This window comes from Roseivirga sp. AWQ4_251, assembly GCF_056158225.1.
This window is the reverse complement of record NZ_JBSWSW010000002.1, coordinates 1,295,541-1,309,577: the sequence shown is the minus strand read 5'-3', so window position 1 is coordinate 1,309,577 and position 14,037 is coordinate 1,295,541. Positions and strand designations below refer to the sequence as shown.

13 protein-coding genes are annotated in these 14,037 nt (G+C 39.9%); 6 read left to right on the top strand and 7 right to left on the bottom strand.

Annotated elements, in window-relative coordinates; all coding sequences use genetic code 11:
- Positions 1-16 precede the first annotated feature (16 nt).
- Together ACXACJ_RS19745 and ACXACJ_RS19740 are read right to left on the bottom strand one after the other, a co-directional pair.
- A complete protein-coding gene (locus ACXACJ_RS19745) occupies positions 17-682 on the bottom strand; it encodes a LytR/AlgR family response regulator transcription factor (protein ID WP_475136149.1) in 666 nt (221 codons plus the stop codon).
- The gene (locus ACXACJ_RS19740) at positions 679-1,554 is read right to left on the bottom strand and encodes a sensor histidine kinase (RefSeq protein ID WP_475136148.1); all 876 of its coding nucleotides are present in this window, start codon (positions 1,552-1,554) and stop codon (positions 679-681) included. Before ACXACJ_RS19740 ends, ACXACJ_RS19745 begins: the two co-directional genes overlap by 4 nt.
- Before the next feature lie 783 nt (positions 1,555-2,337).
- On the opposite strand from ACXACJ_RS19740, the gene ACXACJ_RS19735 reads away from it, so the two are divergent.
- The 3 genes from ACXACJ_RS19735 to ACXACJ_RS19725 all read left to right on the top strand — a co-directional run bounded on the left by ACXACJ_RS19735 (position 2,338) and on the right by ACXACJ_RS19725 (position 5,811).
- Positions 2,338-2,754: a VOC family protein gene (locus ACXACJ_RS19735; RefSeq protein WP_475136147.1), complete on the top strand. Its 417-nt coding sequence runs from the start codon at positions 2,338-2,340 to the stop codon at positions 2,752-2,754.
- On the top strand, positions 2,751-4,007 hold the full coding sequence (locus tag ACXACJ_RS19730; RefSeq protein ID WP_475136146.1) for a metal-dependent hydrolase family protein: 1,257 nt from the start codon (positions 2,751-2,753) through the stop codon (positions 4,005-4,007). Before ACXACJ_RS19735 ends, ACXACJ_RS19730 begins: the two co-directional genes overlap by 4 nt.
- 94 nt (positions 4,008-4,101) lie before the next feature.
- Positions 4,102-5,811, top strand: coding sequence for a tetratricopeptide repeat protein (locus ACXACJ_RS19725; RefSeq protein ID WP_475136145.1), 1,710 nt, complete (start codon positions 4,102-4,104; stop codon positions 5,809-5,811).
- Here the strand turns inward: ACXACJ_RS19725 and ACXACJ_RS19720 are convergent.
- The 3 genes from ACXACJ_RS19720 to ACXACJ_RS19710 are packed head-to-tail and all read right to left on the bottom strand — an operon-like array spanning position 5,808 to position 8,891.
- Positions 5,808-6,503, bottom strand: a complete 696-nt coding sequence (locus ACXACJ_RS19720) for an ABC transporter ATP-binding protein (protein WP_475136144.1) — start codon at positions 6,501-6,503, stop codon at positions 5,808-5,810. The genes ACXACJ_RS19725 and ACXACJ_RS19720 overlap by 4 nt on opposite strands.
- An 11-nt stretch (positions 6,504-6,514) precedes the next feature.
- Positions 6,515-7,990 carry a DUF5687 family protein gene (locus ACXACJ_RS19715; protein WP_475136143.1) on the bottom strand — a complete coding sequence of 492 codons (1,476 nt, stop codon included), beginning with the start codon at positions 7,988-7,990 and terminating at the stop codon, positions 6,515-6,517.
- A 1-nt stretch (position 7,991) separates the two neighbouring features.
- Positions 7,992-8,891, bottom strand: a complete 900-nt coding sequence (locus ACXACJ_RS19710; RefSeq protein ID WP_475136142.1) for a M28 family peptidase — start codon at positions 8,889-8,891, stop codon at positions 7,992-7,994.
- Positions 8,892-9,080: 189 nt separating this feature from the next.
- Here ACXACJ_RS19710 and ACXACJ_RS19705 point away from each other — a divergent pair, with 189 nt between their 5' ends.
- Together ACXACJ_RS19705 and ACXACJ_RS19700 are read left to right on the top strand one after the other, a co-directional pair.
- Positions 9,081-10,037 (top strand): hypothetical protein, encoded by a 957-nt coding sequence (locus ACXACJ_RS19705; protein ID WP_475136141.1) that lies wholly within the window; start codon positions 9,081-9,083, stop codon positions 10,035-10,037.
- An 85-nt stretch (positions 10,038-10,122) separates the two neighbouring features.
- Positions 10,123-11,652 (top strand): M20/M25/M40 family metallo-hydrolase, encoded by a 1,530-nt coding sequence (locus tag ACXACJ_RS19700; protein WP_475136140.1) that lies wholly within the window; start codon positions 10,123-10,125, stop codon positions 11,650-11,652.
- A 76-nt stretch (positions 11,653-11,728) separates the two neighbouring features.
- Here ACXACJ_RS19700 and yjjX read toward each other — a convergent pair whose 3' ends face one another.
- Both yjjX and ACXACJ_RS19690 read right to left on the bottom strand, forming a co-directional pair.
- A complete protein-coding gene (gene yjjX / locus ACXACJ_RS19695; protein WP_475136139.1) occupies positions 11,729-12,253 on the bottom strand; it encodes an inosine/xanthosine triphosphatase in 525 nt (174 codons plus the stop codon).
- An 8-nt stretch (positions 12,254-12,261) separates the two neighbouring features.
- Positions 12,262-13,434, bottom strand: a complete 1,173-nt coding sequence (locus tag ACXACJ_RS19690) for a tetratricopeptide repeat protein (RefSeq protein WP_475136138.1) — start codon at positions 13,432-13,434, stop codon at positions 12,262-12,264.
- Between the two features lie 68 nt (positions 13,435-13,502).
- Between ACXACJ_RS19690 and ACXACJ_RS19685 the strand changes: the two genes are divergently transcribed.
- Positions 13,503-13,877, top strand: a complete 375-nt coding sequence (locus tag ACXACJ_RS19685; RefSeq protein WP_475136137.1) for a hypothetical protein — start codon at positions 13,503-13,505, stop codon at positions 13,875-13,877.
- The last annotated feature ends 160 nt before the right edge of the window (positions 13,878-14,037 follow it).

Genomic DNA, 14,037 nt, shown 5'->3' with positions numbered 1-14,037 from the left:
CCAGTCTTTTGCAGAACTAAAGCTTTTCGATCAGTTCTTGATAATAAGCACCCGTTATTGGAATTTGCTCATTGGCTACGCTCAGCTGATGCTTCTCCACCTTGCTGATAAAAGCTTTATTCACCAAATAAGAACGATGCGTTTTAACAAAGCCTAAGCCGAGCAATTTCTGTTCGGCTTCTTGCATGGTCATTCGGGAAAGCACCGTCTGTTTTTCAGCCACAAACTTTACATAATTGCCCTCAGCTTTCGCAAACTTCAATTCCTCCACGTTTAAGCGAACATATTCATAACCAGATTTTAAAAACAAAAACTCGTTATGTGTTTGCCGCAGCCTATCGCTCACTTTATTTACAGCCTTTAGCAATCGGCCAAATTCAATGGGTTTCAAAAGGTAATCCACTGTTTCGAATTCATAACTTTCTACCGCATATTCCTGATAAGCCGTAGTGAAAATCACCAAAGGAGGCTTGCTCAAACTCTTCAAAAACTCAATGCCAGAAATGTCGGGCATTTTCACATCGAGGAAGAGAACATCAATCGCTTGACTATTAATGGCAGCAATAGCCTCAAAGGCGTTGGTGTAAGTTCCTGCCAATTCCAGAAAAGGAATTTTTTCAATGTGCCTTTCCAAGATTTGAAGCGCCAAAGGTTCATCATCTATTGCAATGGCTCGCATCATTTCAATTGAATTTTAAGGTTAGCTTCGTAGTTTTCATCAAACTCATAAATCTGAAACAAATGCTGCTTAGGATACAAAATAGCCAGTCGCTTTCTCACGTTTTCTTGGCCAATACCTGATTTTACGGCTTCCGGATCGTGATTTCTAAGATGAACTGAATTCTGCACATTTAAATGTACTTCTTTTTGAGAGCAACTTAGCTTAACCTTTATCCAAGAAGGATTTTGTAAACTAATGCCGTGTTTAAAAGCATTTTCCACAAAAGGAATCAATAGCATAGGCGCAATTTCTCCTTCGCAAGCTTCATCAATATCAATTTCCAATCGGATATTTTCTCGCTTATCTAACCGCAGACTTTGCAATTCGATATAGTTATTGAGGTAAGCGATTTCCTTGCTCAATGGAATTTTCTCCTGCGTATTTTCATGTAGCATAAACCGCATCATATCGCTTAGCTGTTGAACCGAATGAGCCGTTTTTGGGCTTTCTTCCGTTAGCGCCAAGCCATAAACCGTATTAAGCGAGTTGAATAAAAAATGCGGATTGATCTGAGATTTAAGCAGGGAGAGTTCTGACTTACTAGCCTCCCACTGAAGCATTTGCGATCGGTTTCTAGCAATGGCTTTCCTTCTTACCAAATAGTAAGGAATTGCTATTATTTGACTCGCAATCAATAGTGCCCCGAATATAGCGAGTATGAAAAAAATCAAATCTATTTTGAAAGAGAGTGCCAATTCATCAGTAAAAAAGAAAATAGAATTAAGAGTTGAAGAAGCAATAATCAAGGTGGCTGTTATTAAGTAAATCCACTTCTTAGATGCTGAAAACCAAGTACTCTTAGGGTATATCCAAATTGTACTTAGATAAGCCATGAAAGTCAATGAAAAGCCAAGATAAAAAAGGGGAATAAAATGTTCAGGACCAAAGCGCTGTAACCTTATAGATGAAGGAAGAATGAGGATTAAAACGAGAACACAACCTACCAAGCCTATAAAAAACAACTCTTGACGTTGATTACTAAAACGCCTCTTTAGAGCCAGGTTAAACGGAGGCATTACGAAATAATTTCTAACCCAAATGTAAAGTATGATTAATGTACTAACCTTGGTCAAATAAGATAAGGCTAAGCTTGAATGAATAAAAAGAGGAGAAGGATTATCGGTAATATTTAACCAAAAAGGACTATTGTATGAGACTTTCCACAATTCCGAATCTTTTGTTTCCAAAAAATAGCTACTAACAACTATCAGTATAATGTATACTAGAATAAGTTGAGTGATTAGCCTCAATTCATATGTCCCAACCTTCTTACTCTTAAAAAAGTCAATTGTAAAATACCTTCTGAAAAGGAAAAATAGAGAAACGCTAATAAGGGTAGAACTTACCTTATAAATGGATGCGTTTATTATCTCAGTGTTAGGCCAATAGTTTACAAGCCCAACAAAAACGGGTATTAAAATGAAAATCGTCAAAATAGGAACAACCCAATTCTCAATTTTGATAAGTGTTAATTCTTTCTGTTTCATGCTCAAGAATACCGAAGTGCTTGGCTGTCAAAAAATAAAAGTGACCAATCCCCATTACTAAGTGACGGAATTTAATCTCCTCTTGCAAGGCTGTTTATATTTCTTCAATTTGCTTTAAACTATTGTACTATGGATACTCCTTTTCATTTGGCATTTCCTGTAAAGGACATTGAATCGACCCGCGCCTTTTTTGGCGATTTATTGGGTTGCGAAATCGGTAGAAGCACCGATAAGTGGATCGACTTTAACTTTTTTGGGCATCAGCTAAGCGCCCATGTAAAACCAGAAGAACTTTCTTTAACGCATGCCAATCAAGTGGATGGAAAAAATGTGCCTGTACGCCATTTCGGAGCAATTTTGGAATGGGAACAATGGCATACCCTGGCCGATAAACTCGAAGCCTATGGCATTGAATTCGTTATCGAGCCTTATATTCGCTTTAAGGGAGAAGTGGGTGAGCAGGCCACAATGTTCTTTTTAGATCCGAGTGGCAATGCACTTGAATTCAAATCCTTTAAAGACCCAAGTCAAATTTTTGCTAAATGATCAAATCAAAACTTGCTTACTGCGCAGTATTCTTAATTCTTTCTATTTCTTGGGCTAAGGCTCAAGCCGATTATTTACTTAAACCCTCCATGGTTTTTGATGGAAAAGAAATCCACGAAAACTGGGTGGTAGCCATCAAAGAAAACCGCATTCTTTACGCAGGCCCCAATTACAAAGGCAGCGCCAAACAACAAATTACTTTAAAAGGCAAAACCTTGATGCCTGGCCTAATCGAAGGCCATTCGCATATTTTGCTTCACCCATACAACGAGGTTTCTTGGAACGACCAAGTTTTAAAAGAATCCATTGCCGAACGTTCTGCCCGCGCGGTGAATCACTTAAAAGCATCGCTTATGGCGGGCATTACAACCATGCGCGATTTAGGTTCCGAAGGGGCTGGCTATGCTGACATTGGTATGAAAGAAGCGGTAGAAAAAGGCGTTATTCCTGGCCCTCGACTTTTGGTAGCCGGCAAGGCAATTGTAGCAACAGGAAGTTACGGACCAAAGGGTTTTCACGAAGGAGTTCAAGTGCCACTTGGCGCAGAAACAGCCGATGGATTTGACGATCTTATTCGCGTTACCCGCGACCAAATTGGCCATGGAGCCGACCTTATAAAAGTGTATGCCGATTATCGCTGGGGGCCAAACAAAGAAGCTGCAGCCACTTTTACCGTAGCCGAACTCAAAACCATTGTTGAAATCGCAAAATCTAGCGGTCGTTATGTAGTAGCGCATGCTTCTACGGAAGAAGGAATGCGCAGGGCAATTGAAGCGGGTGTCGAAACCATTGAACATGGCGATAGTGGAACTTTGGAAATATTCAAATCCATGGCCGCTCACAATGTTGCTTTTTGCCCAACGGTTGCCGCTGGCGATGCCATTACACAATATAGCGGCTGGAAAAAGGGCATTGACCCAACGCCAGAACGAATTCAAAAGAAGCAGGAGAGCTTTAAGCTCGCGTTAGAAGCAGGCGTAAAAATAGTTTTTGGAGGCGATGTGGGCGTTTTTCCGCATGGCGATAATGTGCGAGAACTAGAAATGATGGTAGCCTACGGAATGCCTTTAAAAGAAGCTGTTATTTCGGCTACTTCGGGCAATGCCGAGCAATTTCACCTTCAAAATTTAGGACAAGTTCAAAATGGCTTTTTGGCCGATATTATTGCTGTAGATGGCAATCCTCTTTCAGAAGTTGGCGCTTTAAGAAAAGTAAGCTTTGTAATGAAAGATGGTGTAATTTATAAGCAATAAGCTTTACAAATAGCCTTTCGGTTTTCAAATTGAAAACTGAGAATCGAAAGGTTACAATTCATTTTTTTTAAATTCTTACCGAACAAAAAGCACTATGAGTGATGCACTTTTAGCTCAGCAAAGGCTGATGCAAGCCATTCAAAATTATCAACAAGGCGACCTTGAAACTGCAGAAAAGGAACTTCAGGCGCTTCATCAGAAATTCCCAAAGTCCGATCAGATTTTGAGCTTACTCGGAACCGTTCTTTTCGCCCAAAAGAAATTCAAGGAGTCGTTCCGAAGCCTAAAAGAAGCGCTAAAGATTAACCCCAACAACGAAGAAGCTTTAATTGCAATCGGCTCGGTAGAAAAGGTGAGGGGCAATATAGATTCAGCCATCGCTTTGATGACAACAGCAGTACAAAAGCTTCCTAAAAGACCCGAAATTCATTATAATCTAGGCACGGTTTACTACGAAAAGCAAGAGTGGGAATTGGCAGAAAAGGCATTTCTGAAATGCTTAGAAGCCGATGACATGGTAACGCAAGCCAACATGCCACTTTTCGAAATCTACAAGAATAGAGGCGATATGGCCAAGGCTGAAAAAGCACTTCGCAATGCTTTAAAGTACGGACATGTACCTCAAGTTCAGCAAATGCTAAATGAGCTTCTTCATCAAAATGGCAACAAAAGCTATCTTTCAAACGAAGCCGAAAAAGAGATTACGGAAACTCAACCTCCTCAGGCAGAAGCAGAACCACAACAAGTTTCTGCAACAGATACCCTAGGTATTGACGAAAACGACATTGAGGCGCTCATGGAAATGGCGAATATGTTTCAAGAACGCTACCAAATGGCCGAAGCGGAAAAGTATCTGAAATTGGTTCTTGAAAAACAGCCCGATCACGCCATGGCTATTAAGAGCCTAAGAAAATTGAATTCTTATAAAATTCCGGGTTGGCATTTTGATATGCTTCAAGACAGCCCACGGAATGATGCCTATCAAAAAGCCATTGAAAATGCTTTGGCTCAAAGGCCGGAAGCTACTGTACTAGATATAGGAACAGGTTCAAGCTTATTGGCCATGATGTCGGTCAGAGCTGGCGCTAAACATGTTTTGGCTTGCGAAATGCACAAAGAACTTTCTGGCGTAGCCAAAGAGATTGTAAAAGCCAACGGGTTCGAAAATCAAATTTCGGTAGTGAACAAAAAATCCACCGACCTAAAAGCAGGAGAGGACTTCACCGAAAAGTTCGACATTGTTGTTTCTGAAATACTAGACTGCGGTGGTTTAGGAGAAGGCGTACTGCCAAGTTTAAGGCATGCCAAATCTGAATTATTAAAGCCAGACGGCATTATGCTACCGCTAGGCATTACCTTATACGGCCAATTTGTTGAAGTACCTATCAAGTACAAAGTGAATCCTATAAGAGAAATTTCTGGCTTCGATTTAAGTGCTTTTCAGCAATTTAAGGCCGTGGAGGAATATTCTCGGATTTTCATAAATCATGAAAAGCACCATTTTCTTTCAGAACCATTTAAAATAAGAAGCTATAACTTCAATCAAATTGAAGAGGCTGCCAATGAAATGGAAACCGTTCAGATTAAAGTAAATGAAGCTGGAAATTTACAAGCCGTATTGTTCTGGTTCCATTTGCACATGGACTCAACCGACACATATTCCTCTGCAGCGGATGGAGAATTTGAACATTGGGGGCAAGCCATTTATTATTTTGATGAAGCCAAAAAAGTAAGCCCTGGCAATAGCCAAGGCCTTGAAATCTATTATACCGATACTGCACTCCATTTTAAGCTAGAAAATTAAGCAGTAAAGTATTCTTCCAAATCTTTTAGGGTTGTTTCATTGGTTTGAATATCCTTCTGGATTACGCCTTTTTCTAAAATCACAATACGTTCGCAAACGTCAGTTACGTGATTTAAATCGTGGCTAGAAATCAGCATAGTAAGGTCTTTCTCCTCGCTTAGCTTTTTCATAATGGCCTTCAACCTGATTTGAGTAGTTGGATCCAAGTTAGCGAAAGGCTCATCCAGTAAAATGATTTCTGGGTTGCCCATTAGAGCAGCCACAATGCCCACTTTCTTTTGATTTCCTTTAGAAAGATCACGGATGTATTTCTTCTTTCCTCGGATTTCATCGTTAAAAAGATCATCGAACTGGGAAAGAAATTCCTGCAAATCTCCTTCAGAATAACCATGAAGTGAAGCCACAAATTCGAAGTATTCGTCAGGAGTAAGGTAATCGATAAGGAAAGATTCATCTAAAAATGAACCTGTGTAGTATTTCCATTCTTCGGTTTTGCTCACATCCTTGTACTTGCTGGTTACCTCGCCCGTTGTTGGTCTTATCAAGTCCAGAATCATTCGAAAAAAAGTAGTTTTCCCCGCACCGTTATTTCCTACCAAACCGAAGCTTTGCCCTTTAGGAATTTCCAGCTTAGGAATATTTACAACTTCTACTCCTTTATATGTTTTAGAAAGTGATGTTACGTGAATCATAGCTTATCAATTTATTGTGCCCTAAAGCCGGCAGCAATGCTGTGTCGTTTTTTAATAAAGAATGCAGTAAGTGCGTTGAGCATTTTTTCTCTAAACAAAATGCCAATTAAGCCGCACAAGCCCATGGCGGCAATCCCCAGATTTTCGTAACCAAAAATGGCCAGTGGCGCATAAAATACATAAGGAAGAATCATAATAGGGATCATGATTAGGAACTGCGCTGCCCCAACGCCCTGATAATTAAAGGCTGCCCCACGATTCAAATCAATCTTTTTGGGGCTATACATGGCAATTCGCATTACTGCGAAAATATTAATGCCCACGTTGAAGAGGTAGGCCGCCAAGTTGATGAAAATGATTTTCCACCCGAAATAGCCATAGCCCAAAGAAGCAATGAACGCGATGGTTGCTCCGGCAAAGAACATCCAATACTTAGCTTCCAAATACTGTTTAAAGTTGACCTTACGGGTTAACACGAAATCGAAGTAGCCGCTTTCCCAGCTCAGCAAAAACTGACCGTGATTGATAAAAAAGGCTCCTGTCACGAAAATACCTGCAAAAACGAAGATAAATGGTGTTTTGCTATAGATGTCGTTCGTGTAAAATATAAGCCCGTATAGTAAAAGAAATCCGCTTAGGAAAAGTGTGTTTTTGGGCCTTTTATGCCTTAAAATCAATTTCAGTTCTAAGCCAATTAGCTCTCCGATTTGGCCAAAACGTTTCAAAAACGAAAAGTCACCTTGAATTTTCTCTCCTGATTTTTTTACAGCGAGTTCTTCAGGATAAGTGTTATTGAAAAGGTAATTAAAGTTGAGCCTATAGAACACAAACGCCAAAACTATAGGAACAATAGCCCAAAGCGGTTGCGCTAAAATAGAATCGAAAAGGAACCTAGAAACTGTAGAAAAAGAAACGATTCCGAAATAATCGAGCCCAATCAAAATCGAGAAAAAGGCGATTAAACCTATGAATAGGTTTGGGATATCATTCAGCTTCTTTTTAAAGAAGATGGTTGCAAAGTGATTTACAAACGAAAGTCCTAAAATAGATGCAAACCAAGCCAAAGCTGTTGGAGCTCCAAATTCACCAACCAATCGCATTAAAGAAAAGGGCAGAAAAAGGAAAATCGCCAGAATATTAAAAACACTCAACTGGCTTTTGCGCAGCATAAAGTGAATAATCTTTCCCTTGGGAATTGGCAAATGCAGGTAAGGCTGAATTTGCAGCACTGGCACGTTTTGTAAAAAGAACCTGATCAGAAATTCGAAAAGGAAGTAATATAAAACCAGCCCGTTCAAAATTTCCACAGGGTCATTTTCGGGAAAATATTTCATCATCAACCCGTCAGCTGCCACCCCAAGAATCAGCACATACGATGACAAAAGAAATGCTGCAAAGCCTAAAAATATGTTCGCCAGTAAGCTTTTAGCCCAAACCGGAGAACGAAATTCCTGCTTCCAAATCTGTGATACTAAGTGTTTAATCATATTAATTTAATCCTCTATCGAGCTCCATAATTGAATACAGCACAGCGTGGGCCGCCTTTATGTAGAAGCTCTGATTTACATGCTCAAATTCATCGGTAGCTTTATGGTAGTGCTCGTGATCTTCAACCCCGAAATAAAGAAATGGAATACCCTTTCGGTGAAATGGGCCGTGATCTGAAGAAAAAGTCCAATCGTCATGACCAAGATCTGGCGTATCGTGGCCAAATCTCAATTTCAAAGGTGGCACCTCCACTTTTTCAATAATCGATTTGAATTTCGGATAATGATGCGTGCCCGCTACATAAAGCTCGTTTTTATCGTTCATACTGATCATATCCATATTGATATTCAGAATGATATTTTCAATCGGAATTGGTGGGTTTTCAACAAAAGCCTTTGAACCTTGCAGGCCCATTTCTTCAGCATCTAAAGCCGCAAAAATAAGAGTATGCCTTGGTTTATGGCTTTTGAAATATTCCATTAAGGCCATAAGAGCCGCAGTTCCCGAAGCGTTATCATCCGCTCCGTTAAATACTTCGCCATCGCGAACACCAAGGTGATCGTAATGCGCGGTAATTACGAAGGCAGATTCTTCGCTACCTTTAATATATCCAATCACATTTTCGCCCTGAACAGTATCGCCACGGCTTACAAAAGTGAAAGGATGACGATAGTCCTTGTTGAATTTCTTCACTTTCATGTCTTCCATCTGCTTAATAATAAACCTTCTGGCAGCTTCTGCCCCGTTAGTTCCGGTTCTTCGGCCTTCGGCAGCATCGTGAGAAAGTTTTCTCAGATCTTCTAACATAAACTCTGAATCCAGATCATCTTGAGCCATGGCTGTTTGGCCAAGCCCAAGGCCCAAAATCATAAGTGCGAAATACAGGATATGCTTTTTCATATTTAATTGGTTAGCTTCGAAACTTTATTGATTGAATTTCCAATAATTCAGTACTTTTCATGTTAAACTTAGTGAATTGAAAAGTAAGTTTTGAAGCTGACAAAATTTTATTTCTTCGTTATACTGTGTCTTGCTTTTCAGCCCCTAAAAGGGCAGATCAGCAAAGAGACCCTATTGAAAAGGCTTCATATGAATGAAGCACTCGATCCTCCTGAAGGTATATTAAGTTCTAAATCGGTGGTACTGATTGATGTACCGAAGGGCATTAAGCCCGATGAACGAATCAAAATTGCGGATGGCCTCCAAGCCTTTTTTGCTGAAGAGGGTATTGATGCTGTGGCTTATTTCAATGTAAACAGTTTTAGTTCGGTCGAAGGAATGCAAGAACAGATTCCAGAAAATCTACTGAAACGCGACATCAAAAATTTGATTTTCCTTTCGGTAATTAACCCAGAAAACGACTTTGTTTTGGGCATGGGGCCTTTTAATGGAAAAGATACTTTTTATAATAAAGGGGATGTTTTTTGGCTGCGACAAACCAGCGACCTTAATGCAGTTTTTGAAGAATTGCGCACTCGATTTAAAACTGGCGCTTTTCCCAAGCAGAATTTTTTGGTGAACCCAGTTTCAGAATTTTTTGAGCCTTCGGTTTCTGGTTTTCGCGAAGCTTACGAAACTCTGCCTAGAAGTTTTGAAGGTAAAAAAATTGCAATCCCTACCATCAATACCGCGCCTATGGATAAACCTGGGCCACAAACTATGAACGTGGAAGCTATAACCCAACCGGAAAAAGTGAAGTCGGTTTTGGAAAGCAGAATGGCCAGTTTAAACGCTTTGGTGGCAAAAGATTCAATTCACTTTCAGGTATTTGATTTGAGCAGCAAAACCGATGTAGATTTAAGAAGAGCGAGAGTAGATTATGTGCTGCACATTGTGGAAGCTGACGCCTCAAACGTTTATAAATTCTTGCCCTTTAAGGAAAGAAAAGCAAATCCATCAGGTAAGTTGGTGAAGTTTTTTCTACGCGATACTCGGTCAAACAATGCCTACTTAGGTTCTACTTGGGACGCCAATTCTGATTGGCAACAAGCCTTGAATTCCTTTATTATGCAAATTGAGCAGGTTATAACTCAAAAGTCCAATTAATCACGGATTTCTTCCATCAGTATATTTTCACAGAATATAGGAATACCTCATTCTTTAACTTGGAAAAAATTTAACCATGAATAAAATGAGGATTTCAACACTTTTTGGGCTTCTATTTTTGGGGCTTCAGGCATTCGCCCAAAACACAAAAGTAGATTACGATGCGATCTACAAAATCAAAGATGAGGGTTTCAACAACAGCCAGGTTATGGATTATGCTTGGAACCTAACCGACAGAATCGGGCCAAGACTTACTGGTTCTACAGGTTTAAAAAATGCTTACGATTGGACTTCACAAGCCATGAAAGATATGGGCTTAACCAATGTTAAAGTTGAAGCTTGGGGCGATTTCGGTAAAGGTTGGGAAGTTGAAAAATCATACATCGCTATGACAGCTCCTTACTACCAAGCCATGATCGGTATTCCAAAAGCTTGGACTCCTGGTACAGGAAAATTAATTTCTGCTGAAGTTGTTTATGTTGAAGTAAACGCTGAAGAGGATTTAGCCAAATACAAAGGCAAATTGAAAGGTAAAGTAGTGCTTATGCCTACCACTACAGCTGCCGAAAACCAATTCGAAGCTGATGCAAAAAGACTTACTGAAGAAGAGCTTGCCGCTATGACAGAAATGAACGTAGGTGGTGGCCGTGGTGGCTTTAACAGCAGCAGATTCTCAGATTACAGAAGATTGGCCGCTTTAAGAAGAGCAGCTTACACCATGTTAAAAGATGAAGGCGTTGCGCTTGTTTTGCAAACCAACCGTGGTGGCCAAGGTACTTTCTTTACTTCAAACGGAGCAAGAAATGACGAAAACCCACTTCCAGAAGTAGAAATGTCTCCAGAGCACTACAACAGAATTGTTCGCTTATTGCAAAAAGGAGAGCCTGTAAAAGTTGAGGCTGAAACCAAAACTAAATTCTTAACCAAAGACACTAAAGGCTACAATGTTTTAGGTGAAATCGAAGGTTCTGACCCAAGTTTGAAAAATGAAGTAGTAATGGTTGGTGCTCACCTAGATTCTTGGTTTGCTGGTACTGGTGCTACTGATAACGCTGCTGGTTCTGCCGTTATGATGGAAGTAATGAGAATCTTGAAAGAGTCTGGCGTTAAACTTAAAAGAACAATCAGAATTGGTCTTTGGAGTGGAGAAGAGCAAGGAATTTTCGGTTCAAGAAACTATGTGAAAAACACTTTCATGAGCGGTGATAAGCCAAACCAAGCTTACAACAACTTCTCTGCTTACTATAACATGGATAACGGTACTGGTGCAATCCGCGGCATCTACCTTCAAGGTAACGAAGCTACTGGCGACCTTTTCGAAGAGTGGTTCAAGCCTTTCCACCAATTAGGAGCTCAAACCATTACTTCTAGAAACACTGGCGGAACCGACCACTTGTCATTCGATGGTATTGGTTTACCTGGTTTCCAATTCATTCAAGATCCTATTGCTTACAACACAAGAACTCACCACTCTAACATGGATGTGTACGAAGCACTTGAAGAAGCTGATCTAAAGAAAAATGCAGTGATTATTGCAGCTATGGTTATGCAAACTGCTAACATGGATCAAAAAATGCCTAGAAAACCACAAGTTGCTCAAAGAGCAAGAAGATAATCTCTAGTTAGTTATTTACTAAAAATGGCTCGTTGGTTTCAACGAGCCATTTTTATGCGCAATGATTTAGTAGCAATTAATACAAATCAGGATTCATAAAGGGAATAAGCGCTAGAACCACTGCTGGCTGATAGTAAGCTGCTCTGTCGATTAGTTCATGGGTTAGAATGCCCACAGCACCATTGCCTTGTTTAGAATTTTCGCGATTAAAAACCATATCATCGGCAATGCCCAATTCCACACCTTCGTTTACCAATTCGGCAATTCTTGGCGGCAGCTGAAAAGTAGCGGTTCGTGCCTCCCCAATTTTGTCTTTTGAAATTATACTCACCCAAGCAAAGGCTTGCATTCCATTTTCCGGCTGATCAATTCCTCCTTCAATACCAATCCAAAAATCTGCTTCTGGTTTTTCTAATTGCGCATTTTTTGCGCGATTTCTAGCCCCAATCAGCGTTTCTTCATCCGTCATAGGCTGGTCACTCACTTGAGAAGGAACTGAAACTCCTTCAAAAAAGAGTTCTTCTTTGGTAAACACAGAACGAAAAGCCAATTCGGTACACTTTAGCTTAACAGGGTTAAGCGAAGCCACAACAATTTTCATAAGGGAAATTAATTTTGATTGAGCTTATCCAGCTTGTCTTGCATTTTCAATCGCTCATAATAAACCTTCAAAGCTCTTACTACCAGCTTGTCATTCCGGTTCAATGAGTAGGCCTTTTCCATATACGGAAGCGCCTTTCGGGTCCATTCGTGGCCTTTTTCTTCCATTTCCTTACCACGAATTTGATAATCCTCGTCATTCAACAAATTCACTTGATCGTAAATCTGATTGGCCTGCTCATTTAGCATGACGGAATAGTTATAGTTGGCGGTAAAATCGTTTGGAAACTTTTTAAGGTAGGATTGATAGTCATCGCTAGCCATTTCGAAATATCGCTGCGATCGATCTGGCTGGCCATTGGCTCTTGCATATTTAAAAATCAGGTCGAACAAATCAGCTCTTCGTAATCGAAGTTCGTAGCTATTTGGGAATTTCTTTAGAACAGTATTTAAGCGTGATTCAGCTTCTTCATATTTTCCAATTTTCACCAAAATGCGAACTTCTTCCGATATGTAAGGAATGTGATCTGGATAGTGAAAAATGGCTTCTTCAATTAAATCAAGTCGCTTTTCCAAAGGCGCATTCATGCCTTGCTCGCAAATGATCAGATTATTATAAACATTAAGGCTTAGGGGCTTAAGCTTTTTCAGTTCTAAATAATGAGAGATTGCTTTTTCGAATTTACCTGCATTCTGTAAACTAAAACCAGCAAACAAATAGCCCGTTGTGTCAGCAGGTTTTGCGATTTGAGCCAACTCGAACAAGCTTGTAGCAGCATCGAATTTCTGATTCTGAAATAGGCCATAACCTGTGTTGATACCATAAGCCCAAAGAATTTCAAGCTGATTGGTTGCCAACTTGTATAGGTTTGCCCCTGGATCGCTTAAAGATCGTGTTTGATTGTAGCTGTCTACGATTTCTTGTGTAAATGCTTTTTTGTCTTCTACTATGGCAGAAACAGTGGCATCTTCAGAGCTCAAAATTTCATGATAAATGCGGCCTCTCGTGTACCAAGCACGTGCATTTTGCTTCTGACCGCCCTTGTCAAAAGCCTCATCTATGGTTCTTTTGGCTTCTGAATAGTTCTTTTCGTTCAAAAAATCACTGGCAGCAGAAACTAAATCCTGTGATGTAACAGTATTAGGTAAAAAAGCTATTAGTATAGTGACAAGAAGTCTCAAAATGGTTAAACAGTATTTAGTGGCAAAATATAAAATTATGCTGAAGTAAGGGTTACATTTTCAATAACGTGCCACCGTGTAAACGCTGGACGGATGAAGGACATAAAGACAAAATTATGAAAGTAGAAATTATTGATATTCTTAGAGATTACAGAGATGGTTGGTTAAATCTTGATTCGGCATCAGACAAAATTTTGTCTTTAATGTCCGAGAATACGGGAGGCGTTTCAACTTCCTCACGCACTGAGTTTGGCGTTTCACACGGTGTTAGCGATAGGAACGCTTCACGGTCGGATTCTGATGAAGCATCCGAGGAAGTTGTCGGTGGCACGTTAGCGTTAAGAACCGAGGCAAAGGAATTTAAGTATTGTGACTGTGTAGAACCAGATCGCAATAGAGGAAGCAACATTTGTCTTAGATGCGGATACCCAATTGAGTGCTGACAATACTTAAATGGTTAACTCGTAGCGGAACATAGTGGAGCGTTCTTAACGCTAACTATATGTAATCATATGGTGGGTTTTTTACGAAATCGATTGATACAGTATATATAAAAAACAATCAGTTATTATACTGTTAATTAATAGACACAGTTAACCACCA

What these genes read in the sequence shown, in the direction of transcription:
- ACXACJ_RS19700 (WP_475136140.1), top strand. Translation starts at nt 10,123, where the DNA reads ATGAGGATTTCAACACTTTTTGGGCTTCTATTTTTGGGGCTTCAGGCA.
- ACXACJ_RS19745 (WP_475136149.1), bottom strand. Translation starts at nt 682, where the DNA reads ATGATGCGAGCCATTGCAATAGATGATGAACCTTTGGCGCTTCAAATC.
- ACXACJ_RS19710 (WP_475136142.1), bottom strand. Translation starts at nt 8,891, where the DNA reads ATGAAAAAGCATATCCTGTATTTCGCACTTATGATTTTGGGCCTTGGG.
- ACXACJ_RS19730 (WP_475136146.1), top strand. Translation starts at nt 2,751, where the DNA reads ATGATCAAATCAAAACTTGCTTACTGCGCAGTATTCTTAATTCTTTCT.
- ACXACJ_RS19735 (WP_475136147.1), top strand. Translation starts at nt 2,338, where the DNA reads ATGGATACTCCTTTTCATTTGGCATTTCCTGTAAAGGACATTGAATCG.
- ACXACJ_RS19720 (WP_475136144.1), bottom strand. Translation starts at nt 6,503, where the DNA reads ATGATTCACGTAACATCACTTTCTAAAACATATAAAGGAGTAGAAGTT.
- ACXACJ_RS19705 (WP_475136141.1), top strand. Translation starts at nt 9,081, where the DNA reads ATGAATGAAGCACTCGATCCTCCTGAAGGTATATTAAGTTCTAAATCG.
- ACXACJ_RS19725 (WP_475136145.1), top strand. Translation starts at nt 4,102, where the DNA reads ATGAGTGATGCACTTTTAGCTCAGCAAAGGCTGATGCAAGCCATTCAA.
- yjjX (WP_475136139.1), bottom strand. Translation starts at nt 12,253, where the DNA reads ATGAAAATTGTTGTGGCTTCGCTTAACCCTGTTAAGCTAAAGTGTACC.
- ACXACJ_RS19740 (WP_475136148.1), bottom strand. Translation starts at nt 1,554, where the DNA reads ATGGCTTATCTAAGTACAATTTGGATATACCCTAAGAGTACTTGGTTT.
- ACXACJ_RS19715 (WP_475136143.1), bottom strand. Translation starts at nt 7,990, where the DNA reads ATGATTAAACACTTAGTATCACAGATTTGGAAGCAGGAATTTCGTTCT.